The sequence below is a fragment of the Photobacterium sp. SP02 genome (assembly GCF_038519165.1).
GTDB classification, from domain to species: Bacteria; Pseudomonadota; Gammaproteobacteria; order Enterobacterales; family Vibrionaceae; genus Photobacterium; species Photobacterium halotolerans.
In genome coordinates, this window is sequence record NZ_JASJOJ010000004.1 from 62,338 (window position 1) to 88,285 (window position 25,948).

Annotated in this window: 13 protein-coding genes and 1 other annotated feature; of the genes, 6 read left to right on the plus strand and 7 right to left on the minus strand. The window is 53.6% G+C overall.

The annotated features are described in order from the left end of the window. Positions 1-200: 200 nt before the first annotated feature. From P0Y67_RS02965 to gltB (P0Y67_RS02980), 4 genes are all read right to left on the minus strand, one after another. Positions 201-1,610, minus strand: coding sequence for an FAD-dependent oxidoreductase (locus tag P0Y67_RS02965; RefSeq protein ID WP_342390684.1), 1,410 nt, complete (start codon positions 1,608-1,610; stop codon positions 201-203). Positions 1,611-1,623: 13 nt separating this feature from the next. Further along, a complete protein-coding gene (gene gltB, locus P0Y67_RS02970) occupies positions 1,624-6,087 on the minus strand; it encodes a glutamate synthase large subunit (RefSeq protein ID WP_342390685.1) in 4,464 nt (1,487 codons plus the stop codon). 383 nt (positions 6,088-6,470) lie between these two features. After that, positions 6,471-7,943 carry a glutamate synthase subunit beta gene (locus tag P0Y67_RS02975; RefSeq protein ID WP_342390686.1) on the minus strand — a complete coding sequence of 491 codons (1,473 nt, stop codon included), beginning with the start codon at positions 7,941-7,943 and terminating at the stop codon, positions 6,471-6,473. Beyond that, complete coding sequence (gene gltB, locus P0Y67_RS02980) at positions 7,936-12,489, minus strand: glutamate synthase large subunit (RefSeq protein WP_342390687.1); 4,554 nt, start codon at positions 12,487-12,489, stop codon at positions 7,936-7,938. Before gltB (P0Y67_RS02980) ends, P0Y67_RS02975 begins: the two co-directional genes overlap by 8 nt. A 683-nt stretch (positions 12,490-13,172) precedes the next feature. Between gltB (P0Y67_RS02980) and P0Y67_RS02985 the strand changes: the two genes are divergently transcribed. Together P0Y67_RS02985 and arcB are read left to right on the plus strand one after the other, a co-directional pair. Then, the gene (locus tag P0Y67_RS02985; RefSeq protein ID WP_342390688.1) at positions 13,173-14,981 is read left to right on the plus strand and encodes a GGDEF domain-containing protein; all 1,809 of its coding nucleotides are present in this window, start codon (positions 13,173-13,175) and stop codon (positions 14,979-14,981) included. Between the two features lie 40 nt (positions 14,982-15,021). Next, a complete protein-coding gene (arcB, locus tag P0Y67_RS02990) occupies positions 15,022-17,379 on the plus strand; it encodes an aerobic respiration two-component sensor histidine kinase ArcB (protein WP_342390689.1) in 2,358 nt (785 codons plus the stop codon). A gap of 78 nt (positions 17,380-17,457) precedes the next feature. On the opposite strand, the gene arcA is transcribed toward arcB, so the two are convergent. Continuing rightward, entirely contained in the window at positions 17,458-18,177 is a 720-nt protein-coding gene (gene arcA, locus P0Y67_RS02995; RefSeq protein ID WP_337114308.1) for a two-component system response regulator ArcA, read from the minus strand. A 420-nt stretch (positions 18,178-18,597) separates the two neighbouring features. On the opposite strand from arcA, the gene P0Y67_RS03000 reads away from it, so the two are divergent. Continuing rightward, positions 18,598-19,074, plus strand: a complete 477-nt coding sequence (locus P0Y67_RS03000; protein ID WP_342390690.1) for a DUF3293 domain-containing protein — start codon at positions 18,598-18,600, stop codon at positions 19,072-19,074. An 11-nt stretch (positions 19,075-19,085) separates the two neighbouring features. After that, a complete protein-coding gene (locus P0Y67_RS03005; RefSeq protein ID WP_027253134.1) occupies positions 19,086-19,577 on the plus strand; it encodes a putative 4-hydroxy-4-methyl-2-oxoglutarate aldolase in 492 nt (163 codons plus the stop codon). Between the two features lie 18 nt (positions 19,578-19,595). On the opposite strand, the gene P0Y67_RS03010 is transcribed toward P0Y67_RS03005, so the two are convergent. Both P0Y67_RS03010 and aceK read right to left on the minus strand, forming a co-directional pair. Continuing rightward, the gene (locus P0Y67_RS03010) at positions 19,596-20,048 is read right to left on the minus strand and encodes a hypothetical protein (protein ID WP_237793810.1); all 453 of its coding nucleotides are present in this window, start codon (positions 20,046-20,048) and stop codon (positions 19,596-19,598) included. 127 nt (positions 20,049-20,175) lie between these two features. After that, complete coding sequence (gene aceK, locus P0Y67_RS03015) at positions 20,176-21,906, minus strand: bifunctional isocitrate dehydrogenase kinase/phosphatase (RefSeq protein ID WP_342390691.1); 1,731 nt, start codon at positions 21,904-21,906, stop codon at positions 20,176-20,178. 404 nt (positions 21,907-22,310) lie between these two features. Beyond that, positions 22,311-22,426, plus strand: a sequence feature (Thr leader region). 102 nt (positions 22,427-22,528) lie between these two features. Between aceK and thrA the strand changes: the two genes are divergently transcribed. Both thrA and thrB read left to right on the plus strand, forming a co-directional pair. Next, positions 22,529-24,988: a bifunctional aspartate kinase/homoserine dehydrogenase I gene (thrA, locus tag P0Y67_RS03020; RefSeq protein ID WP_342390692.1), complete on the plus strand. Its 2,460-nt coding sequence runs from the start codon at positions 22,529-22,531 to the stop codon at positions 24,986-24,988. A gap of 2 nt (positions 24,989-24,990) precedes the next feature. Next, positions 24,991-25,947 carry a homoserine kinase gene (thrB, locus tag P0Y67_RS03025; protein ID WP_342390693.1) on the plus strand — a complete coding sequence of 319 codons (957 nt, stop codon included), beginning with the start codon at positions 24,991-24,993 and terminating at the stop codon, positions 25,945-25,947. Position 25,948: the final 1 nt, after the last annotated feature.

Sequence of the window (25,948 nt, forward strand, 5' to 3'; positions counted from 1 at the left end):
TCTTTCTTAAAGTGAACCTTACGGTGATTGGGTGCGATTGTAACAATGCCAGACAGCGTGGGAAAGCCTAAACAAAAGGCGACAGAAGCAAAGGGGAACTGAAAGAAAAAAGCGAGCGGGGGAGAGCCGCTCGCTTGGCCAGGTATGCTGACTGTATTCATCAACAGACCGTTTGGCATAACCGACCTGACTGGCCGGGATCACAAACCAAGGTAGCCCAGAATACCATCGGCGGCGCGACGGCCTTCATCGATGGCGGTGACCACCAGATCCGAGCCGCGTACCGCGTCACCACCGGCAAAGATTTTGCTGTTGGTGGTCTGGAAGGCGTGCTCGCCGCTGGTTTGAATGCGGCCCCACTGATCCAGTGCGACATCAAAGCTGTCCAGCCAGGGCATGGCATGCGGCTGGAAACCAAAGGCCATGATCACCGCATCGGCTTCCAGTACATGCTCGCTGCCCGCGACAGGTTCAGGACGGCGGCGACCGGCGTCATCGGGCTCGCCCAGCGCGGTTTGCACCACTTTCACCCCTGTGACCTGGCCGTTGCCGTTGACGACCACACCCAAAGGCTGCAGGTTGAACATGAAGTTCACCCCTTCCTCGCGGGCATTTTTCACCTCACGGCGTGAACCCGGCATGTTGGCTTCATCGCGGCGGTAGGCGCAGATAACATCGCTGGCCTGCTGACGGATAGAGGTACGGACGCAGTCCATCGCGGTGTCACCACCGCCCAGTACCACTACGCGTTTACCCGCCATGTCGATATACTCAGGCGCATTGTCTTCCAGATTCATCACCTTGTAAGTGTTGGAAATCAGGAAAGGCAGTGCATCGTAGACACCGGCGGCATCTTCATTTTCCAGCCCGGCACGCATGTTTTTATAGGTACCGACACCGAGGAAAACCGCGTCATACTCGTCGATCAGATCCTGAAGCTGCACATCAGTACCGACTTCTGTATTGAGGCGGAACTCAACCCCCATTTCGGTAAAGATCCGGCGACGGTTAATCATCACCTCTTTTTCCAGTTTGAACGACGGGATACCAAAGGTCAGCAGGCCGCCAATTTCCGGGTAACGGTCAAATACCACAGGTTTAACGCCGTTACGGACCAGGATATCGGCGCAGGACAGGCCGGCAGGGCCGGCACCGATAATGGCGACTTTCTTGTCAGTCCATTCAACGCCGGACATGTCCGGTTTCCAGCCCATTTCAAAGGCTTTGTCGGTGATGTATTTCTCGACATTACCGATAGTCACGGCCCCGAAATCATCATTGAGCGTACAGGAGCCTTCACACAGCCGGTCCTGAGGACACACCCGGCCACAGACTTCCGGCAGGGTGTTGGTCTGGTGAGCAAGATCAGCAGCTTCGAGAATCCGGCCTTCATTGGCCAGGCTCAGCCATTGCGGGATGTAGTTGTGTACCGGACACTTCCACTCACAATAGGGGTTGCCGCAGTCCAGGCAGCGGTCAGCCTGAGCGCTGGCCTGCTGCTGAGTAAAAGGTTCGTAGATTTCGACGAACTCAATTTTACGGATTTCAATCGGCTTCTTCGGCGGATCGACACGTTCAACATCGATAAATTGGTAAATGTTCTGGCTCATTGGATTCCCTCCCTTATTGTGCCTGAACGCGGAGTTCAGCAGCTGAACGGCTTTGGTGACCCAGCAGAGTGTTCACGTCTGCCGACTTCGGTTTAGCCAGGAAGAATTTCGGGATCCACTGATCAAAGTTGGCCAGAATTTCCTGTGCACGGCTTGAGCCGGTTTCTTCCAGATGGCGGTCGATCAGACCGCGCAGGTGTTCCTGATGAATCGTGAGTTCCTGCAATGGCAGCGCCTCGATCAATTCAGGGTTCACCCGGCCGGCGAAATCGCCGACTTCATCCAGAATGTAGGCAAAGCCGCCTGTCATACCTGCGCCAAAGTTAACGCCTGTGTGGCCAAGAATCGCCACGATACCGCCTGTCATGTACTCACAGGCATTGTCACCTGCGCCTTCGACGACGGCAATAGTGCCTGAATTACGAACCGCAAAGCGTTCCCCGGCGCAACCGGCTGCAAACAGCTTACCGCCGGTAGCGCCGTACAGGCAGGTGTTACCTATAATGGTGGATTCATGCGATTTGAACGCTGATCCGACAGGTGGTCGGATCGCAATCACACCGCCTGTCATGCCTTTGCCGACATAGTCGTTGGCATCACCGGTCAGATACAGGTTCAGGCCACCGGCATTCCATACGCCGAATGACTGTCCTGCCGTACCCGACAGATGCACATTGACGGGATTGGCCGCCATACCCTGATTGCCGTAGCGCAGCGCAATTTCACCCGACAGGCGAGCACCGAAGGAGCGGTCTGTGTTGCGGATATCCAAATAGATATCGGCGCCACTCTGTGCTTCCACGGCTGGCAGTGCTTCGTCGACCAGCTTCTGGTTCAGCACACCGGTATCAAACGGTGTGTTTGGCTCGCTGCAGTACAGGGTTTTGCCTTCTGCTGGCGTGGGCGCATGCAGCAGACCACTGAGGTCCAGCTTGTTTTGCTTGGCCGTAAAGCCGTTGACCATTTCCAGCAGATCGGTGCGTCCGATCAGGTCGGTCAGCTTCTCAACGCCCAGTTTTGCCAGCAGGGTGCGCACTTCTTCTCCCAGGCCGACAAAGTAGTTCATGACCTGCTCAGGCAAGCCCTTGAAGAAGTCGCGGCGCAGGGTGTCATCCTGAGTCGCCACACCGGTTGCACAGTTGTTGAGGTGGCAGATCCGCAGGTATTTACAACCCAGTGCCACCATAGGTGCGGTCCCGAAACCGAAGCTCTCTGCCCCCAGAATGGCGGCTTTGACGACATCCAGTCCGGTTTTCAGACCGCCATCCACCTGCAGGCGGATCTTATGGCGCAGGCCATTGGCCACCAGTGCCTGCTGCGTTTCCGCCAGGCCCAGCTCCCACGGGCTGCCGGCGTATTTCACCGAGGTCAGCGGGCTGGCACCTGTCCCGCCGTCATAGCCTGAGACGGTGATCAGATCGGCATAGGCCTTAGCCACACCGGTAGCGATAGTGCCGACGCCGGGTTCTGATACCAGCTTGACCGAGACCAGGGCTTTCGGGTTGACTTGTTTGAGATCGAAAATCAGCTGCGCCAAGTCTTCAATCGAGTAAATGTCATGGTGCGGCGGCGGTGAAATCAGGGTGACGCCCGGCACGGCATAACGCAGTTTGGCGATTTCAGTGGTGACTTTATGGCCGGGCAACTGGCCCCCTTCACCGGGTTTTGCCCCTTGCGCCACTTTGATTTGCAGCACATCAGCATTGACCAGGTAGTGAGGGGTCACCCCGAAGCGGCCGGACGCGACCTGCTTGATCCGGGAATTGCGCTCGGTGCCGAAGCGACGTGGATCCTCGCCCCCTTCACCTGAGTTGGAGAAACCACCGAGACGGTTCATGGCAATCGCCAGCGCTTCATGGGCTTCCGGACTCAGGGCGCCGATAGACATGGCGGCTGAGTCGAAGCGCTTGTACAGTTCGGTGGCGGCTTCTACGTTGGCGACGTCAATCGGGTTGGCCGATTCTTTCAGTTTCAGCAAGTCACGCAGCGTCGCTGCCGGCCGTTCGTTCACCACTTTGGCAAAGGCGAGATAATCCTGGTATTCACCGGATTTAACGGCTTTTTGCAGCGTAGTGACCACATCCGGGTTGTAAGCATGGAACTCGCCGCCGTGGACAAATTTCAGCAAGCCACCGTGATCGATTTGCTTACGCTTGACAAACGCTTTACGTGACAGGTTGAACAAGTCTTGCTGGAAGTCATCAAAGTTAGCGCCTTCAATGCGGCTCGATACGCCCTTGAAGCACAATGCCACCACATCCGAATGCAGACCAACGGCTTCAAACAGCTGCGAGCAACGATAAGAGGCGACGGTGGAAATCCCCATTTTCGACATGATCTTATACAAACCTTTGTCGATACCGTTACGGAAGTTCAGCATCACCTCGCGGTAGGGCTTATTGATAGCACCGCTGTCAATTTGCTGTGCCAGTGATTCGTAGGCCAGATACGGATAAACCGCTGTGGCGCCAAAGCCCAGCAATACAGCGAACTGATGCGGGTCACGGGCAGTGGCGGTTTCCACTATGATGTTGGCATCACAACGCAGGTTGGCGGTCACCAGGCGTGCCTGCACTGCACCCACGGCCATCGCGGCCGGGATCGGCAGCTTGTCGGCACTGATGCCCCGGTCAGACAGCACGACAAGCACAGTTCCGCCACGGACCAGGCGTTCTACCTGATCGCACAGATCAACCAGGGCCTGCTTGAGATCTTTTTCGTTCGGATCGAAGTTAATGTCGATAATGCTGTTACGGTAGTGCTGGTTGTCCAGACCCAACAGCTGCACCATGTCAGAGTACAGCAGAATCGGTGACTTGAACGCCACGCGGTGGGCATGGCCGTCGGTTTCGTTAAACACGTTCATTTCACGGCCGATACAGGTGGCCAGCGACATCACGTGTTTTTCACGTAACGGATCGATCGGCGGGTTGGTGACCTGTGCGAACATCTGACGGAAATAGTCAGACACCAGACGTTCTTTGGAAGACAGCACGGCCATTGGGGCATCATCACCCATAGAACCAGTGGCTTCCTGACCGTTTTCACCGATCACCCGCATGACCTGATCCAGCTCTTCACGGTTCACCGCAAAGAGTTTCTGGTAAGTGTTCAGCTCTTCCGGCGACATCTCCCGGCTGCCGACCTGATCATCACCCATTTCTTCAAACGGCACCAGGCGGCGAACATGGGTATCCAGCCACTCTTTATAAGGGTGGCGTTCCATCAGGTCGTTATCAATGTCGGCGGAATGCCAGATTTTGCCAAGTTTGGTGTCTATGACCAGCAGTTCGCCAGGACCGACCCGGCCTTTTTGCGCCACTTCGTCCGGCGCGTAATCCCAGATCCCCACTTCTGATGCCAGGGTGATCAGTTTGTCTTTGGTGATGACAAAACGCGCCGGGCGCAGACCGTTGCGGTCGAGGTTACAGGCGGCATAGCGGCCGTCTGACATCACGATCCCGGCCGGGCCGTCCCACGGTTCCATGTGCATGGAGTTAAAGTCGTAAAAGGCACGCAGTTTCGGATCCATATCCGGGTGGTTTTGCCATGCCGGCGGCACCAGCATGCGCATGGCACGGAACAAGTCCATGCCGCCGGCCAGGAAGAGTTCCAGCATATTGTCCAGGCTGGAGGAGTCAGAACCGGTTTCGTTCACAAAGGGCGCGGCGGTGGCCAGATCCGGCAGCAGCGGGGAGGCGAACTTATACGCTCGTGCCCGAGCCCACTGACGGTTACCGGCGATAGTGTTGATTTCACCATTATGGGCCAGGTAACGGAACGGCTGAGCCAGTGGCCAGCGGGGTTGTGTATTTGTCGAAAAACGCTGGTGGAACAAACAGATAGAAGATTCCAGGCGTAAGTCACCTAAGTCTTTGTAAAACTTAGGCAGATCGGCGGGCATACACAGGCCTTTATAGACGATGACCTGAGTCGACAGGCTGCAGATATAGAAATCAGGATCGTCCTGAATGCGTTGCTCAATACGGCGACGGGCAATATAAAGGCGGCGATCCACATCCCGTGGCTTCCAGCCAGCAGGCGCATTGATGAATACCTGAGCGATAGCCGGCAGGGAGGCTTTTGCGATAGGTCCCAGCACTTGCGGGTTGATCGGCACATCACGCCAGCCAGCAATAGACAGGGTTTCTTTGCTCAATTCTTCCTGGATGATCGTGCGGGCTTTTTCAGCCAGGACAGGATCCTGACTCAGAAACAGCATACCAACGGCGTATTCGCGGGCCAGTGCCCAGCCAAGCTCTTTGGCAACCAGCTGATAAAAGCTGTCCGGCTTTTTCATTAACAGGCCGCAGCCATCACCGGTCTTGCCATCAGCAGCGATGCCGCCTCGGTGTGTCATACGATCCAAGGCCGATATTGCGGTACGGACCAACTTGTGGCTGGCTTCGCCTTCTGTATGGGCGATCAGACCGAAACCACAGTTATCTTTTTCCAGCTTTGGGTCATACAGTGTCATTGCAACTCTCCCTTGCGCCTGCTCCATTGAGCAGGGTTACTGCATAATTATGACAATCTCCCTGATTGTCACTCTCGCGTCCAGCGGACTTTCAAACTAACGGCAAATTACAAAAAGGTCAAATTTTCTTTAATTCTGGTCATAAATTCTGGATTATTCAAAGTCAAGTATTTATCTGTATGATTTATAGTGCTTTATTATTTTTTTGAAATATTTTGTTTACAATTGAAAGTGTCAGAATTGAGACTTTTTTGCGGTAAAACGAACTGATTTTTATTTGCAGGCAAAGTCAGTGTTAAAAAGGATAAAACACTGATTAGTTTTAAATAAAAAAGCCAGCTCCTGGGAGCTGGCTTTAAATTTTAGTATAAAATCCAGATTGATCAGGATTCTGATAGCATAAGTGAATGGTCTTTCGCTTCTAACTTAGAATCACCCATCAGGTAAGCGTCAATTTCACGGGCACATTCACGGCCTTCATTGATGCATCGTACGACAAGTGACTGCCCGGTCCGCATATCACCCGCAGCAAACACGCCTGGCTGGTTTGTCGCAAATCCCTGGGTGGCGACATTGCCGCGATCATCGAGTCCGATATTGAGCTGAGCCAGCACACCCTGAGGTTCCGGATGCAGGAAGCCCATGGCTAAAAAGGCCAGGTCACACGGAATGATACGCTCTGAGCCCGGGACTTCTTCAAAGCCAGGGCGCTCGCCGGGTTTGGCTTCGTTCCAGCTGATGTCGGCAATGCGCAGTGCCGTGACCTGACCGTCTTCATTGCCGATGAATTCTTTGGTCAGGATATTCCAGTGACGCTCACACCCTTCTTCATGGGAAGTGGAGGTGCGCATGATCATCGGATACGCCGGCCAGGGTTGATTCACCGGACGCTTTTCTGGCGGCATCGGCATGATTTCGACCTGAGTGATGCTGGCTGCACCGTGACGGTTCGAAGTACCGACACAGTCAGAGCCGGTATCACCGCCGCCAATCACAACAACATGTTTCCCTGCAGCATGAATCTCTGCTGTTTTCAGATCCATATTGTTGGCGCGGCGGTTGTTCTGACTCAGGAACTCCATGGCAAAATGGACACCTTGCAGTTCACGGCCCGGGATCGGCAGGTTACGAGGCACAGTGGAACCGCCGGTCAGCAGTACCACATCGTGCTGTTTACGCAGCTCACGCGCATCAATATCCACGCCTATGTGGGCATTGACCACAAACTTGATGCCCGCCTGTGCCATCATATCCAGTTTACGGTCAATCACGCTCATGCTGAGTTTGAAGTCCGGAATCCCAAAGCGCAGCAGGCCGCCTATTTTCTCGTCGCGCTCGTACACTGTGACTGTGTGGCCGGCGCTGTTAAGCTGCTCGGCGGCTGCCAGGCCTGACGGGCCGGAGCCGATAATCGCCACACTTTTGCCTGTGCGGCTGCGCGGGGTCTTCGGCTTGGCGTAGCCTTCACGGTATGCTGTTTCAACGATGGTTTTCTCTATGTTACAGATGGTGATGGGATCTTGGTTGATCCCCAGTACGCATGAGCTCTCACACGGAGCAGGGCACACCCGCCCTGTGAATTCCGGGAAATTATTGGTCGAGCTCAGGATATGCCAGGCTTCTTCCCAGCTGTCGCGGTACACCGCATCGTTAAACTCAGGAATGATATTGCCGATCGGGCAGCCGTTGTGACAGAAAGGCACGCCGCAATCCATGCAACGTGAAGCCTGTGTACCAATTTTGCTGCCGAACTCGTCATTGAGGACGAATTCTTTGTTGTCCTGAATACGCACTTCAGGGGCAATTTTTGACGGCAGTTCGCGGCCGTGCTCGAGAAATCCGGTTGCCTTACCCATGGCTCACCTCCAGTGCTTCCTTGTTCTGTGCTTCTGCCGCTGCTTTGCGTTTTTGCAGCACGGCTTTGTAGTCGCGTGGCATGACTTTGACGATGTGCTTGAGGTTTTCCTCCAGATTGCTGAGGAAGGTTTCAGCCACCGAACTGCCGGTCAGTTGCTGGTGACGATTCACCATGTCTGTCAGCAGGGCAATGTCTTCGCTGTCCAATGGATCCAGATCCACCAGCTCAGGGTTGAGTTTGCTTGCAAAGTCGTTGAACTGATCCCAGACATAGGCGACACCGCCGCTCATACCTGCCGCGAAGTTACGACCGGTCTGACCGAGAATAATCGCCACGCCGCCTGTCATGTATTCGCAGCCGTGGTCACCCACACCTTCAACCACCACACGGGCACCTGAGTTACGGACACAGAAACGCTCACCGGCTTTACCTCGGATGAAAGATTCACCCGATGTGGCGCCGTAGAAGCACACGTTGCCGACTATGATGTTGTCTTCGGCAATCAGATCAGACTTGGCATCCGGGTAGAGCACCAGCTGACCGCCCGACAGGCCTTTTCCCCAGTAGTCGTTGGCATCGCCTTCGACTTCAAAGCGCACGCCTTTGGCCAGGAAAGCCCCCAGACTCTGGCCGGCAGAGCCTTTGAACTTCACCTGCATCGGCTGCGGCAGGCCCTGGTCTTTGTAGACTTTGGAGATCTCGTTCGACAGCATAGTGCCGACGCTGCGATCTATATTGGTGATCGGGAACTCAGCATTGACCGCTTCACCGCGCTCCAGCGCAGGCTGAGCCGCAGCAATCAGCTGGCGATCCAGCACGGCATCCAGATGGTGGTTCTGGCTGCACTGGTTGTAGACACCGTCGGCCTCACGGGCCGGTTCGATGTGCAGCACTGGGCTGAGATCCAGGTTTTTGTATTTCCAGTGACCTATGTTGTCGCGGATTTTCAGACGCTGTGACTGACCGACCATCTCATCTATGGTACGGAAACCCAGCTCGGCCATGATTTCACGCAGGCCTTCAGCCATGTACTGGAAGAAGGTCACCACGTCTTCGACGCGGCCGTCGAAACGTTCACGCAGGGTCTTGTTCTGAGTTGCGATGCCCACAGGACAGGTGTTTTTATGACACTTACGCATCATGATACAGCCTTCCACCACCAGAGCTGCGGTGGCGACACCCCATTCTTCGGCACCCAGCAGGGTGGCGACAGCCAGGTCACGCGGGGTTTTCATCTGACCGTCACTTTGCACCACGATCCGGTTACGCAGGCCGTTTTTCAGCAGTGTCTGGTGTGTTTCTGCCAGACCCAGCTCCCACGGCAGGCCCGTATGGCGGATCGAGGAAATCGGCGAGGCACCTGTACCGCCGTCGAAACCGGCGATCAGTACCACGTCAGCTTTGGCTTTGGCGACACCTGACGCTATGGTGCCGACACCGGCTTCAGACACCAGTTTGACGTTGACGCGGCTCTTGCGGTTGGCGTTTTTCAGATCATAAATCAGCTGCGCCAGATCCTCGATAGAGTAAATATCGTGGTGCGGCGGCGGCGAGATCAGACCGACACCCGGGGTGGAGTGACGCGTCGCACCGATCCAGTCGTCCACTTTGTCACCCGGCAGCTGGCCACCTTCACCCGGCTTGGCACCCTGTGCCATCTTGATTTGCAGCTCATCGGCATTGGTCAGGTAATAGGAGGTCACCCCGAAGCGGCCAGACGCGACCTGCTTGATGGCAGAGCGTTCCCAGTCGCCGTTTTCTTTCTTCTCGAAACGGGCCGGGTCTTCACCGCCTTCACCTGAGTTCGACTTGGCGCCGATACGGTTCATGGCGACAGCCAGTGTGGAGTGTGCTTCATGCGAAATAGAACCGAAGCTCATTGCACCTGTGGCAAAGCGCTTGAGGATATTTTCGGCCGGTTCTACTTCATCCAGCGGGATGCTGCGGCTGGTATCAACAGCAAACTGAAGCTGACTGCGCAGAGTGGCGGCATGGTCGCCCTGACTGTCGACAGCGTGGCAGTATTGCTTGAACTGACTGTAGTCTTTGCCGCGGGTGGATTGCTGCAGCAGAGAAATCGTGGTCGGGTTAAACAGGTGCTTTTCACCACGCTGTTTCCACTGATAAACACCACCGACATCCAGCATTTGCAATGGGATATCACGCAGCGGATAACCGATGCGGTGGCGGATCAACACTTCTTTGGCAATGTCGTCCAGGGTCAGCCCCTGAATACGCGAGACGGTACCGGTGAAATATTTGTCGACCACGGCTTTGCTGATCCCCAGAGCTTCAAAGATTTGGGCACCGTGGTAGGACTGCAGGGTCGAGATCCCCATTTTGGAGAAGATCTTCAGCAGGCCGCCATTAACGGCTTTGCGGAAATTGCTGAAGTATTTGTCAACGCTGGTGGCTTTATCCAGCTTGTTACGTTGCTGCAGCGAAACAATGGTTTCAGTCACTATGTACGGGTTGACCGCATTGGCACCGTAGCCGATCAGGGTGGCGAAATGGTGTGTTTCGCGGGCATCGGCCGTTTCAACCACCAGATCGCACCTGGCACGCAACCCTTTGCGGATCAAATGATGGTGTACCGCACCGACAGCCAGCATGGCCGGAATATGGGCATGCTGCGAGTTCACTGCACGGTCACTGAGGATCAGGATGGAGTAGCTGTCATTGACCGCATCTTCGGCGTGCTGGCACAGATGGTTCAGTGCTTGTTCCAGCTTGCCTGCTTCATCACTGGCCTTAAAGACGATATCCAGGGTTTTGGCCTGCAGGTGGGGCTTGTCGATGGCCCGCAGTTTTTCCAGCTCGGCATCGCTCAGTACCGGAGAGTTGAGCTCCAGTTTCTGGCAGTGCGACGGGCCTTCACTCAGCAGGTTCTGATCTTCACCCAAATAGGTGTTCAGTGACATCACCATGCGTTCACGGATCGGGTCGATCGGTGGGTTGGTCACCTGAGCAAACAGCTGCTTGAAGTAATGAGACAGATGCTGCGACTGGTGTGACAGAATAGCCAGTGGCCAGTCCGCCCCCATGGATCCCAGCGGCTCTTTACCGTCGCCGGCCATTGGCAGAATGATCTCGTTGACTTCTTCATTGCTGATGCCAAAAGCCTGTTGTTGATGCAGCAGCTTCTCGGCTTCAGGCTGGCTATGGCTGTAATCGGCGTCAGGCAGATCGCTGAGGTGCAGCAGGTTGCTCTTCACCCAGTCTTCATAAGGTTTGGCTGAGGCAATGCTGTCTTTGACTTCGTCATCAGAGATGATACGGCCTTGCTCAAGATCCGCGACAAAGATGCGGCCGGGCTGTAAACGGCCACGGAAATGGACATTTTCAGGGGCGATATCAACCACACCGGATTCGGAGGCCATGACCAGGAAATCATCTTTGGTCACTGTATAGCGAGACGGACGCAGGCCATTACGGTCCAGAGTCGCGCCCACTTGCACGCCGTCAGTGAAGCAGACAGATGCAGGGCCATCCCAGGGTTCCATCAGGTTGGCGTGATACTGGTAGAACGCACGGCGTTTGGGATCCATGGCCGGATTTTCCTGCCAGGCTTCCGGGATCAGTATCATCAGCGCATGGGGCAGGCTACGGCCGGACAGCACCAGTAACTCCAGGGCCATATCAAAGTTGGCCGAGTCGGATGCCCCTTCCTGGCAGATAGGCAGCAGCATGTTCAGCTCTTCTGCACTGAACAGATCTGATTGCAGCAAGGCTTCGCGGGCTTTCATCCAGTTCAGGTTGCCGCGCACTGTGTTGATTTCACCGTTATGGGCGATATAACGGAAAGGCTGCGCCAGACGCCATCTCGGGAAGGTGTTGGTGGAAAAACGCGAGTGGACCAGTGCCAGCGCACTGACCATGGCCGGGTTTTGCAGATCGAGAAAATACTGCGGAACCTGCTCTGTCGTGAGCTGGCCTTTGTACACCAAAGTTTTGCTGGAGAAGGCGTTAATGTAGAAATCGTCACCAATGTTGGTCACGCTTTCCAGACAGACTCGAACCGTGTAGTTACGCAGGACATACAGCTTGCGCTCCAGTGCTTCCTGCGGCATATCGCTGCCGCCGGTGACGAAGGCGTGTTCAAATTGTGGCTCAGTGCTGAGGGGATCGGCACCAATCATGCTGTTATCTGTCGGCAGCACACGGTAGCCAAGCACGCTCAGGCCCAGGCGCTGGGCGTTGCGGGCCAGAATGTCGCGGCACTGTTCACGTTTGTCTTCGTCTTTCGGAAACAGGATGACACCGACGCCATACTGCTCAAAGGCAGGCAGTGTCAGGCCAATTTTCTGACATTCCTGCAACAGGAATTCATGGGGTTTTTGCAGCAGGATACCGGCACCGTCACCACTGCAGGGGTCGCAACCCTGACCGCCCCTGTGCTCCATACGAGCCAGCATGTCCAGTGCCTGAGTGATGACCTGGTGGGACTTACGGTTCTTGAGATGGGCAACAAAGCCGATACCACAGGCATCGTGCTCCATTTCAGGGACATAAAGCCCCTGACCATTCAACACTTGATCTGTCATAACTACATCCTTCCAGTGTAGAGCAGACGGTTCCTCCGTCTGCGGTTCCCTATTTATTTTTATATATACCTGCATGTCTTGGTCAGGCGGGCATCTTGCCCGTTACTGGCCGCAGGAGGGCTGCCTTATCTGAAGGGAGGCAGCCGGTCTCAGTCGTACGGGCCAAGCCAGCACGCTAAAGACATGAAAGCCATCCTGGCGGATGGCAATCTGGTTATATAATGCACACAATGAAAATATATTACAGATCTGTTGGCTGAATTACTATCACTAAATCCGACTTTAGTTGTAGTGCGGGCTAAAACCCTGGCCTCTCTAGTTAAAATTATGAGTAAAGATTCATTATTTGCTGATGTTGGTGAATTGTTACGCATTGTGGTGGAGGGAGGAGATTTTTTGATGGGAAACTTTTAGTTGTATTTGTGGTTATTTTATTTCAGATTGTGTTTTTGGCATGATGGAATGTGATTTAGATTCCTTACTAGCAGATTGCTCTGTCCTGATGAATGTAATCAGTGTCGAATCCTTGACGCTCTGGAGTGTCAAACATCACTTTTTGGCATTTTAAAAATCCGCGACATGCAGCACCTTCTTGCAACTGTGTTAAATTGGCGGTTGAGTATTGCAGAGCCAAGATGGCCTACACGGAACCGCCAGGGAAGACTGCGGGGAGAAGAAACAGCATGCAGAAAGTGAACATGATGGCGTTTGCTATCCTTGCCTGTACCGCTTTACCGGTATGGGGGATAGCTGAAGAAGGGCTGAATATGTCAGTCATAGGTATGACATTTCTGTTGGTGGCTGTTTTAACTTCACTGGCGGCCTGGATAGTGCATCATTTGGGCAGTCTGGCCTTTCGGCGTCTCCATGCCACTATTTCCCGGCTGCCCATTGCAGCGGCCATTGTCCGCAGTAAAGATGGCGAACTGTTTTATGCCAATGCCAGTTGCCGGGAACTTTTGGGGGTCAGTAAAGTGGAGAACCGCTTTTACTATCCGGAAGGGATTGGCGCGCGGATGATGGCCGATGTCCTGCGCCCCTTACAGCCGGGCACCGGGTTTGAAAACGTAGAAGAAACACTGCAACTCGGCCATTCGACCATCCGGGTGCTGATCTCCGGACAGTTGCTCAGCTATCGCTGGCAATCGGCCTGGTTACTGTTTTTTGTTGCGCCAACCAGCCCGGCGAGCCCTTACGTTCAGATAGAGCAGCGCGTTTTCCAGCGCGTCCTGAACTCACTGTCAGAGCTGGTGTATTTTCAGGATAAGGCAGGCAATATCATAGGCACCAATACCGCCTTTGATCGTTTCTGGCGCGGCCGCCGGGAAGAGGGACTGATACAGGGGGATCCGACCGGCATCGGCGAGACGCCTGTGATTCATACCTGGACCACGGCGCCGGATGGGGCCAGCCGGTTGCTGGAAACCAATAAAACCGTGATGACAGATGAAGACGGTCTGATCATAGGCACCCTGAGTATCAGCCACGACGTGACCGACTGGCACGAGATGCAGGAAAGCCTCAAGCAGGAGATAGAGAAGCGGGAAGTGACAGAGCAGATCCTGGCTCAGCGCAACACCCTGCTCAACTCCATCCTCAATGCCAGTCAGGATCCTATCGGTCTGTATAATGAGCACGGCGTCTATGTTGGCTGTAATGAACCTTTTGCCAAAGTGCTGGGGTTCAGTGCCAAAGAGTTGATCGGCAAGACAGCCCGCAATGTGATTGATCCTGAGATGCTGCAGGAGTTTTATCAGACTGACATCAAAGTGCTGAGAGACGGCCTGACCGTGAAGACGGATGCCTATGTCATTCTCGAAACCGGTGAGCCGGTCTGGTATGAAATTGTGAAATCCCCGTATCGCGATCCGACCGACGGCTCAGCCGGCGTGTTGCTGATAGCCAGGGACGTGACAGAGCGTAAGCAGGCTGAGCAGCAGCTGGCCGACGCCATCATGGAATTGCAGGAGCTCAGCTTTGTCGACAGCCTGACAAAAGTGGCCAATCGCCGCAGCTTCGATGAACAACTGCGCAAGCTCTGGCACAGCCACATGCGCGAGCAACAGCCTCTGACATTAATTCTTTGTGATATCGACAGTTTTAAAGCTTACAACGATAATTACGGTCACCAGCAGGGCGATCATGCGTTGCAGGAAGTGGCTCAGGTGTTCGATAGCGTGATCCGCCGGGAAACCGATGAAGTCGCCCGTTATGGCGGCGAGGAGTTTGCCTTCCTGCTGCCGAATACGCCTTTGGCGGGTGGGCAAACCGTGGCAGGCAAAATCCACAATAAACTGGCTGAGAAAGCCATTCCTCATGGCTTTTCCGACATCAGCGACATGCTGACGGTCAGTCTGGGGGTGGCCACCATGACTCCCTTGCCGAATCAGGATTATGGCGAGTTGATTGCAATGGCAGACAAAGCGCTTTACAAAGCAAAAGCCGACGGGCGGAATACCACCCGCCTGATGGCCGAATCAGATGAGTTTTAATGCTGCCTGAGGGCAGCATTTTGTTGTAGCAGGAATCACAATGAAACAAATAAAAATGTTGGCGCAGTTCTATGTCGACCTGTTGGTGAAGCTTGGCATAGTGCGCTTCAGCCTGCTGTTGGCGTTAGCTCTGGTGGCATTGGCTGTGGTGGTACAGGTGGGGGTCACTCTGGCACTGCAGGGCGAAGTACTGGATATCGATATCGTCCGCTCTGTTTTTTTTGGTCTGTTGATCACTCCCTGGGCGGTTTATTTTCTGTCTGTGGTGGTGGATCAGCTTGAAGATTCCCGCCAGCGCTTGTCCAAGCTGGTGACCAAGCTGGAAGAAATGCGCTCACGGGATCTGACCCTGAACAAGCAGCTGAAAGATAACATTACTGAGCTGAACCAGCAGATCGAAGTGCGGATCAAGGCTGAAGAAGAGCGCCGGATTGCGATGCAGGATCTGGAGAACGAGGTGGCACAGCGTGAAAGCGCTCAGCTCGAACTGGCAGAGCAAAGTGCCTTGCTGAAGTCCTTTCTCGATGCGTCGCCGGATCTCATTTATTACCGTAACGAAAAGAACGAATTTTCCGGCTGTAACCGGGCAATGGCCGAATTAACCGGCAGAACGGAACAGGAGCTGGTCGGACTGACTCCCTGGGATGTGTACAGTGAAGAGGTGGCGGTCAAGATAGTGGAAACCGATCAGCAGGTTTTCACCCAAAATATCTCGCTGACCTACGAGCAGTGGCTGGAATACCCCGATGGCCGCAAAGCCATTTTTGAGTTGCGCAAAGTACCTTTTTACAGCCGTGATGGCCGCCGGCTTGGCCTGATGGGATTTGGCCGCGACATTACCGAGCGCAAGCAATACCAGGAAGCTCAGGAGAAAGCCAGCCGCGATAAAACCGCCTTTATCTCGACCATCAGCCATGAATTACGGACACCGCTGAACGGGATCGTCGGACTGAGCCGGATGCTGCTGGAAGGCCCGCTCAATGATCAGCAGCGCGGCTACATGCGTACTATCTATGTCAGCGCCATTACTCTGGGCAATATCTTCAATGACATTATCGATATGGACAAGTCGGATCGCCGTCGTCTGGAGTTATTGCCAACGCCGCTGGATTTCGATGCCTTTATCGAAGAGATGGGCAACATTTCCGGCCTGATGGCCGAGCAGAAGGGCCTGCGATTCGACCTGGAGCAACTGACGGATTTACCGCCCTATATTCAGGTCGACGGCACCCGGCTGCGCCAGGTGCTGTGGAATCTGATCAGCAACGCGACCAAGTTCACCAAGGAAGGCGGGGTCATTCTGTCTGTGAGCAGCGAACTGCTGGACAACCAGCAGGCGGAAATCACCTTTGAGATCGAAGACAGCGGGATCGGCATTCCTGAGTCTGAGCTGGATAAAGTCTTTGCCATGTATTATCAGGTGAAACAGGGCCAGGATAATCTGCACGCCGTCGGCACCGGCATTGGCCTGGCGGTATCGCGCCAGCTGGTGAATATGATGGGCGGGGATATTGAGGTCAGCTCCGAAGTCGGGGAAGGCAGTACGTTCACCGTTACCATCTGTGTCCCTGTGCTTGAGCAGATTGTTGAAGATGACGAGCTGCCCGAATTGGCACAGCGTTCACTGCGCATTTTCATGGTGGAAGACATAGAGCTGAATATCACGGTTGCCAAGGCCTTGCTGGAAGGACTGGGGCATCAGGTCACTGTGGCGATGCGAGGGGATGAGGCGCTGGAGATGTTTACACCGGCTCAGTACGATTTGGTGCTGCTGGATATTCAATTGCCGGATATGACAGGTTTTGAAATCGCCAAAGTCCTGCGTGCGCGTTATCGCCAGCTGCCGCCCCTGGTAGCGCTGACGGCTAATGTGATTAAAGACAAGCACGAATATCTGGATCAGGGCATGGATGATGCCATCAGTAAGCCGCTCAGCGTCAAGGCGATTAACACTGTGATTCAGGCTTTGATACAGCAGGGTGCCAGCCAGACGGAAGGCCAGGAGCCTGTGATAGCGGACGAGAGCAGTCTGAGCGAGGATACGTTGAGCAAACTGCTGGATTTGGAGATGCTGGACTCCTATGTCGATATTGTTGGTGCTCAGCCTGTGTATGATTCACTGGATATGTTCGAAAAAATGATGCCTGAGTATCTGGCGATTCTGGATTCGAATATGACGGCGAAAGACAAGGACGGTATTAAGTTTGAAGCGCACAAGATCAAGGGAGCCGCGGGGTCTATCGGCCTGAAGCGTATTCAGCAGGTGGCCCAGAAAGCGCAGTCGCCTGAATTGCCGGCCTGGTGGGAAAACATCGAAGACTGGGTTGATGAAATAAAAACGAGTTACCAGGCCGATCTGAAGGTGCTGAAAACCTGGCTAGCCAGTAAAGAGAGCTGAACAGGCTGAGAGCAAACCATTAAAAAAGCGTCGCAATCGCGACGCTTTTTTGTGTTCCGGACAAGCTAGTGCCTGGTCTTAGTTTTCTTCGATATCACCGCAGAAACGGTAGCCTTCACCATGGATAGTGGCGATGATTTCCGGGGTGTCGGACACTGATTCAAAATGCTTACGAATACGGCGGATAGTGACGTCAACTGTGCGGTCATGCGGCTTCAGATCACGGCCGGTCATCTTTTTCAGCAGTTCAGCACGGGTCTGGATTTTGCCCGGGTTTTCGCAGAAATGCAGCAGGGCACGGAATTCAGAGCGCGGCAGCTTGAACTGATCGCCGCTCGGGCTCACCAGAGAACGGCTGTTCAGCTCCAGAGACCAGCCGTTGAACTCATAGCGTTCAACCAGGCGGCGATCTTCTGAGGCCAGCCCCTGGCTCATTGCACGAGTTAACAGGTTGCGGGCACGAATGGTCAGCTCTCTTGGATTGAAAGGTTTAGTGATGTAATCATCCGCACCAATTTCCAGACCAAGGATCTTATCCACTTCGTTGTCACGTCCGGTCAGGAACATCAACGCCATATCGCCTTGCTCACGCAGTTCACGGGCCAGCAGCAGACCATTTTTACCTGGCAGATTGATATCCATGATCACAAGGTGAACATGATGTTCAGACAGCATTTTGTGCATTTCTGCACCGTCGCTGGCTTCTAAAACCGTGTACCCTTCTGCTTCAAAGATGCTTTTCAGGGTGTTACGGGTTACGTGCTCGTCTTCTACAATTAGAATGTGAGGGGTTTGCATTGGCAGTACCTAATTACTCAAAACGGAATCTGGTCTAACAGAGAATATTTCAATTCTATAAAAATAATTCGCTTACAGGCAAAGTAACAGAACAGTTGCAGTTTGCACCCGTCTTTTCAACTACCTGCTGGTACGCCATCCTCATTTTTCAGCGGCCCAACGGACAACTTGCTGAAAAACCCGAACTTGCGGGACTGGCTACAATTTCCCTTGGATGCAGACGATTGTATGCATTTAACAGCGTACTAACAATATGATTTTATTGTATTGCGCTCAGTTTTTTCGATTTTACCGTGCCATACTAGCGTATCGGAAACACTATCTTATTGTTATAGCTCAAACAATTTGTTGTTTCATCAATGAAATAAGGCTGTTAAAGATAACTGTCTTATGGGCTGACCAGGCAGGGAGATCAGACACATGTCGCAAGATGACCGTCACTCTGATAATGACCGGTTGCAGGGCAGGCATGCAGAACGGCATGCCCGGCAGGCAACATGGCTCGGTTATCAGCAGATCATTTTCCGTGCGTCTGAGACACCTGACTACTCAAACTTCGCTATTTTAACCGCTTTTAACCCTGAAAGTATTGTGCTCAGTTGTAAGGAAAATCGTCAGCGGCAGCAGCGTCTGGAAGCTGAATTGTCCGCTTTGGGATATGCTTACCTGAGGCTTGATTGCAGTGCGCCGGACGGGCGCTGGCATGAGCCGAGTCTGGCGGTGTGTGCCGGGTTAAGTCAGGCTTGTGAGCTGGCGGCGAAGTGGCGGCAAAATGCAATTTACTGGGTATCACAGCAGCAGCTGTACCTGGTGCCCGTTATGCTCAAAAATCAGGGTTTTTCTCAGACTGCACTCGGGAAATGGCCCGCTTATCTTCATATTCAAGGATTAGAGTAAGGAGTTCTACGATGAAAGATCTACTGCCGGATTTGTGTGATCACTACGAGGATGAAGTACGTTGGTTGCCGCTGGCACATCGCGATTTTGGTGGGAAATCTGTGTTTTATGGCGAAGTGGTGACACTGCGATGCTTTGAAGATAACAGCCTGGTGAGGGATATTCTCAACGAAGACGGCACCGGCAAGGTGCTGGTGATTGATGGTCACGGTTCGTTAAACAAAGCCTTGTTGGGTGATCAGCTGGCTCTGCTGGCGATTAAGAATAAGTGGGAAGGTATAGTGGTTAACGGCGCAGTGCGTGATGTCGTCGCGCTGAGCGAGATGGCGCTGGGGGTCAAAGCCATTGCGGTATGTCCGTTTAAAACCGAGAAACGCCAGACCGGAGACAGGAATGTCACCCTGACCGTCGCCCATACGCTGGTTTATCCCGGGGATATTCTGTACGCGGATCCCAATGGTATCTTGCTCAGTAAAGAGCCGCTGGATTTGTCCGTGCTCTGAGGACGGCGTTCTGCTGGCCTAAAACCGAAAGCCAATACCGAGCTGATACACCTGCTCTAACGCTTCATAATCCATGGTGGCATGCAGGTTTACCTTCTCATTCAGCTCGTATTGACTGCTGAGTTCGACACCCAGCCGGGTGTTTTCTTCCACCCGCTCAGACGTCACCGCACTGCGCAGGCTGATTTTGGGACTGAAGTTGTACTTTACGCCCGATAACAAGCCGCGTGTTGCCGCCTGCTGTTGGTTACCGCTTTTAAGGCGGGTACTGACATACACCTGGGTGGACTGGGTCAGGGCATAGGCATAACCGCTGTCTATCTGCCAGAGGTCAAATTGCTCAGCGCTGCGTGACTGAGAATTAAGAAACCATCCTGCCATTGCTGACGCTGAAACAGGCTCAGTTGCCGGCTCCGTGGCCAGCGCTGGCCAGGCCAGACAGAATAAGAGCAATAAGCAGCAGTGTTTCATCCTCAGCCATCCCTGTGAGTGCAGTTTCCTTTTGTATGCCAATTAATCCTAGGCCAGAAATATTTCACAAAGTGCGTGTTTCGTCGCACATCACTGATTTACATCTCAGATTGCGGCAAAGATCAAATTACGAGTGCTTTTGTGCTCTTATCAGCCGGTGTTTTTCTTTGTACGGAAAGACATCTTCAAACCGTCCTTGCTCAATGTTTGACTGTAAGTGCTGCCAGTAACCGGGATCAAACAGATCGCTGTGCAGCTCATCGAACAGTTTCCGCACTTTGGGGTTGATCAGCAGGAAAGTACGAAATTCTTCAGGAAAAACATCATTGGTACCCACGCTGTACCAGGGTTCGGCTGACAGTTCATCTTCCGGGAACCGGGGCGGCGGAATACGGCGGAAGTTAATTTCGGTCATGTAGCTGATTTCATCATAGTCATAGAAGACCACGCGTTTATGGCGGGTCACACCGAAATTTTTGAACAGCATGTCACCCGGGAAGATGTTGGCGGCTGCCAGTTGTTTGATGGCTTTGCCGTATTCATCCACGGCGTGGCGCAGATCGTCATCACTGGCTTGTTCGATATACAGGTTGAAAGGGATCATCCTGCGTTCAATGTAGAGGTGCTTTATCATGATTTCCTTGTCCGTCACGATAAGGCTCGACGGCGCTTCACGCCTGAGCTCCTCTAATAAACTATCGCTGAACCGGCTGCGGTCAAAACTGAAGTTGCGGTACTCCTGGGTATCAGCCATCCGGCCGACCCTGTCATGTTCCTTCACCAGCTGGTATTTCTCTTTGACCGTGGCCCGGTTCATCTCTTTCTGAGGGGCGAACTTGTCTTTGATCACTTTAAAGACGAACCCGTAGGAAGGAAGGGTAAAGACGCTCATCACCATGCCTTTGATACCCGGCGCCAGATCGAACTTGTCGTCGGAGTGTTCCAGGTGATGGAGAAATTCCCGGTACAGCTCTGTTTTGCCGTGCTTCTGGCAACCTATGGCGGTGTAGAGTTCGGCATGGGTTTTGTTAGGTAACAGCTCACTGAGGAAACGGACCAGTGCGGCAGGTGCCGGAGCGTATACCATGAAATAGGAGCGCGCGAAGCCAAAGACGATACTGACATCATCAACATGACACAGACAGGCATCCACATACAGCTGGCGGTTTTCTGTGGTCAGCACAGGTAACACCAGGGGGATCTGGGTGTTGTTTTCCAGCAACAGCCGGCCAATCAGATAAGCGGCTTTATTGCGGTAGAAGGGTTCTTTGATCAGCTCAAGCCGCGCTTTTTGCATCGCTGCGCTGCCAAACTCATTGTTGAGCCTGGCCACTATCAGGGCAATGTCCCGGTTTTTGTCTTCCCAGCTCAGCGTGAAAGGGGTTTCATCCATCATGCGTTCAAACAGATAGTGCGGCCCGTTCTCAGACTGGTACAAACGGGTTAAAGCCGTTGGATAAGGCGCGATGCGCCCGGCCTGAGAGCTGTGGACAAACAGTTTGTCGCGGTTGATATCGCGATGCTCGAAAATTCGGCAATAGACCGAATTAAAGAAGCTTTCTGCAATATCATAGCGAGGGTAATCCAGCAGCAGATCTTCATAGGAGGATTTGACGGCGGTCAGAAACTCGCGGTTCGCATATTGCCTGCCGAGCATAATCTGGATCTGGCGGCTGACCAGTTCCACATGATGGTCGTAAAAGCTGATCCTCTGTTTCAGGGCCTGATGGACTGACATCCAGTCCTGATTTTCAAATCTGTCCTGCGCACCGGCTGTGACATCGAGAAACCGGCCGTACATGGCATCAAAGCCTTGGAGTATGGTATGTGCAACAAGCTGTTCCATCGCTGCTGTCATGCCGGATCCCTCCGAAATATTATTGTAATCATTGTCATCCTCCAGGCGGTCTTCCTGCATGGCCTGTGAGTGATCTCTCTGGTTCTGAGGGTGCGTTAACTGTCCTGAACCAGAACATGGTTGGGCTTGAACGGGTTAGTTGCTTCAGGTCTTGCTTGAGAAGGCAAATAATCCTTACGAGTTACTATGCTATGTCAATGAGTTAACTGCAATTGCAGAAATGCGATTTCCTCTAATTTTATGCGACTAATCTATTCTTGGCGGGAATAATGAATTGGCAGAGACAAAAACTGTATTCCGGGAAAGTAAGAAATAAATCACTAGTCAGTGTTGACTCATACCTGGGGATCAGGTAAACGTAACAACACGCACACAACATTAGCAATAATATAAAAACATGGCACTTAACCTTATCGGCACCACCACCATTATTATTACCGGCACAAACAGTGTTGGGGCGGGCTGATACGCGCAAGATTTCAAAAAAAAGCCCGCACCTCACAGTGCGGGCTTTTTTTTCACCATGATTTTTCAGATTCAATGGCAATATTCACTGGCCACACACAATAACAGCCAGGAAGCCGTTGCCGACAAGTCAAAATTAACGGAAGTGGAGTAGGGAATGCGAGTGCTTAAGTTTGGCGGTTCATCTTTAGCGGATGCCGACCGGTTTCTCAGGGCGGCGGATATCATCGCCAGTAATGCCCACCAGGGTGAAGTCTCAGTGGTGCTGTCAGCACCGGGCAAAGTGACCAACAAACTGGTGTCAGTCATAGATACCACAGTCGCGACGGGCGATGCTGAACTGCAGCTCACCGATCTGGAAAACACCTTTAACAGCCTGTTTGATGGCATTGAGCAGCATTTACCTGCGTTTGAGCGTTCAGCCGTAGATGCCAAGCTCGCCAGCTCGCTGGGGCAGCTGAAGCAACTGGTCCACGGGATGAAGTTGCTGGGACAGTGCCCGGACAATGTTTACGCCCGCGTCATCAGTAAAGGTGAGCGCCTGTCGATCGTGGCCATGAAAGCGGTGCTGGAAGCCAAGGGACATAAAGCCGATCTGATTGATCCTGTTGCTTCTTTAGTAGCGCATGGCGATTACCTGGAAGGGCATGTTGATATTGAGATCTCAACCGACAACTTCCGCCGCCATCCGCTGGCTGAGGGCCACATCCATATCATGCCGGGTTTTACGGCCGGTAATGAGAAAGGTGAGCTGGTTATTTTAGGCCGCAACGGTTCGGATTACTCAGCCGCCGTGCTGGCAGCCTGTCTGCGAGCCGAGTGCTGTGAAATCTGGACCGATGTCGATGGCGTCTATAACTGCGATCCGCGTCTGGTACCGGATGCCCGTTTGCTGAAATCGCTCAGCTACCAGGAAGCGATGGAGTTGTCCTACTTCGGTGCTTCGGTACTGCATCCCAAAACCATTGCCCCCATCGCGCAATTCCACATTCCCTGCCTGATCAAAAACAGTTTTAACCCGCAAGGTGCCGGCACACTGATCGGCCAGGATACAGGTGAAGACAAGCTGGCGATCAAAGGCATTACCACGCTCAAAAACCTGACCATGGTGAATGTGTCCGGTCCTGGTATGAAAGGCATGGTCGGCATGGCGGCCCGCGTGTTCGGGGCAATGTCAGCAGCAGGTGTGTCAATTGTTCTGATCACTCAGTCCTCGTCTGAATACAGCATCAGTTTTTGTATCGAAAGTGACGATCAGCAAGCGGCAGAGCAGGCGCTGCGTAATAATTTTGAGCTGGAGCTGAAAGAAGGCCTGTTAGAGCCGGTAGAGTTCATTGACGACTCAGCAATCGTGACCCTGGTCGGGGACGGTATGCGGACTTCCCGTGGCGTAGCGTCCCGCTTCTTTACCTCGCTGGCCGAAGTGAACGTCAATATTATTGCGATTGCGCAGGGCTCTTCTGAAAGGGCTATTTCCGCTGTGATCCCGGCCAACAAAATCTCGGAAGCGGTGAAAGCCTGTCATGAGAACCTGTTCAACAGTAAGCACTTCCTGGATGTGTTTGTGGTGGGTGTCGGTGGTGTCGGTGGCGAGCTGGTGGATCAGATCCAGCGCCAGCAAGAGAAACTGGCTGAAAACGGGATTGTCATTCGTGTCTGTGGCTTGTCGAACAGTAAAGGCATGCTATTGGACAATAATGGCCTGCCGCTGGAAAACTGGCGCGATGCGATCGGCCAGGCAAGCGGCGGCTTCAATCTGGCGAGCCTGATTCAGCTGGTGCAGCGCAATCACATCATCAACCCTGTGATTATTGATTGCACCTCAGACGAAGCCATTGCCGAGCAGTATGTGGACTTCCTGGCCGCCGGTTTCCACGTTATCACGCCCAACAAGAAAGCCAATACGGCCAGCATGGCTTATTATCACCAGCTGCGTCAGGCCGCGCGCGTGACCCGCCGTCGTTTCATGTATGACACCACTGTCGGTGCCGGTCTGCCAGTGATTGAAAACCTGCAGAACCTGATGGCTGCCGGTGATGAGCTGGAGCGTTTCGCCGGTATTTTGTCTGGTTCGCTGTCTTTTATCTTCGGTAAGCTGGACGAAGGCATGAGCCTGAGTGAAGCAACGACTGTGGCCCGCAATAACGGTTTCACTGAGCCGGATCCCCGTGATGATCTGTCCGGCATGGATGTGGCGCGCAAACTCTTGATTCTGGCCCGTGAAGCCGGTTATGCCCTTGAGCTGAGCGATGTGGTGGTCGAGCCGGCCTTGCCGCCGGGCTTTGATCAAAGTGGCGATGTCGAGGCCTTCATGCAGCGTCTGCCGCAGGCCGATGCTTACTTCAGTGAATGGTCAGCCAAAGCGGCCGCAGAAGGCAAAGTACTGCGCTACATAGGGGAAATCGACAACGGTAAATGCAAAGTGAAAGTGGCGGCCGTTGATCAGGATGATCCTATGTTTAAAATCAAGGACGGCGAGAATGCCCTGGCCTTCTACAGCCGTTACTATCAACCCATTCCTCTGGTCCTGCGCGGATACGGTGCCGGTACCGAGGTCACAGCGGCAGGGGTCTTCGCTGATCTGATGCGTACCGTCGGCTGGAAACTGGGAGTGTAACAATGAGTGTGACTGTTTACGCACCGGCATCAATTGGTAATGTCAGTGTCGGTTTTGATGTACTCGGGGCGGCAGTGTCGCCCGTTGATGGCACCCTGCTGGGGGATAAAGTGACAGTGGCTGCCGGCACAGAGCCCTTTTCACTGCAATGTGAAGGTGACTTTGTCGCTAAGCTGCCGGCTGAGCCGCAAGAGAACATCGTTTATCACTGCTGGCAGGTGTTTGCCCGCGAGCTGGATAAGAAAAGCGTCAGCCTGAAACCTGTGTCGATGACACTGGCGAAGAATATGCCTATCGGCTCCGGTCTGGGTTCCAGCGCCTGCTCAATTGTGGCCGCTCTGGATGCCCTGAACCGCTTTCATGATAACCCGCTGACAGAGACAGAACTGCTGGCGCTGATGGGAGAAATGGAAGGCCAGATTTCAGGCAGTGTGCATTACGATAACGTGGCGCCCTGCTATCTTGGCGGGCTGCAATTTATGGTCGAGGAATTGGGGATCATCAGCCAGTCAGTGCCGAGCTTTGATAATTGGTACTGGGTCATGGCGTATCCCGGCATCAAGGTCTCGACCGCAGAAGCTCGGGCCATTTTACCGGCTCAGTACCGCCGGCAGGATATCATTGCCCATGGCCGTTATCTGGGGGGCTTTATCCATGCCTGCCACAGCCAGCAGCCGCAACTGGCCGCCAAAATGATCAAAGACGTGGTGGCAGAACCCTATCGCGAAGGCTTGCTGCCGGGCTTTAAGGAAGCGCGCCAGTACGCGCTGGAAGCCGGCGCGTTAGCCAGTGGTATTTCAGGTTCAGGCCCGACCATGTTCAGCATCTGTGATGATCTGGAAGTTGCAGAGCGCATTGCCCGCTGGTTGCAGCAGCATTATGTCCAGAATGATGAAGGATTCGTCCATGTCTGTCGTCTCGACAGCCAGGGTTCAACAGAAATAGGAAGTGAGTATTAAT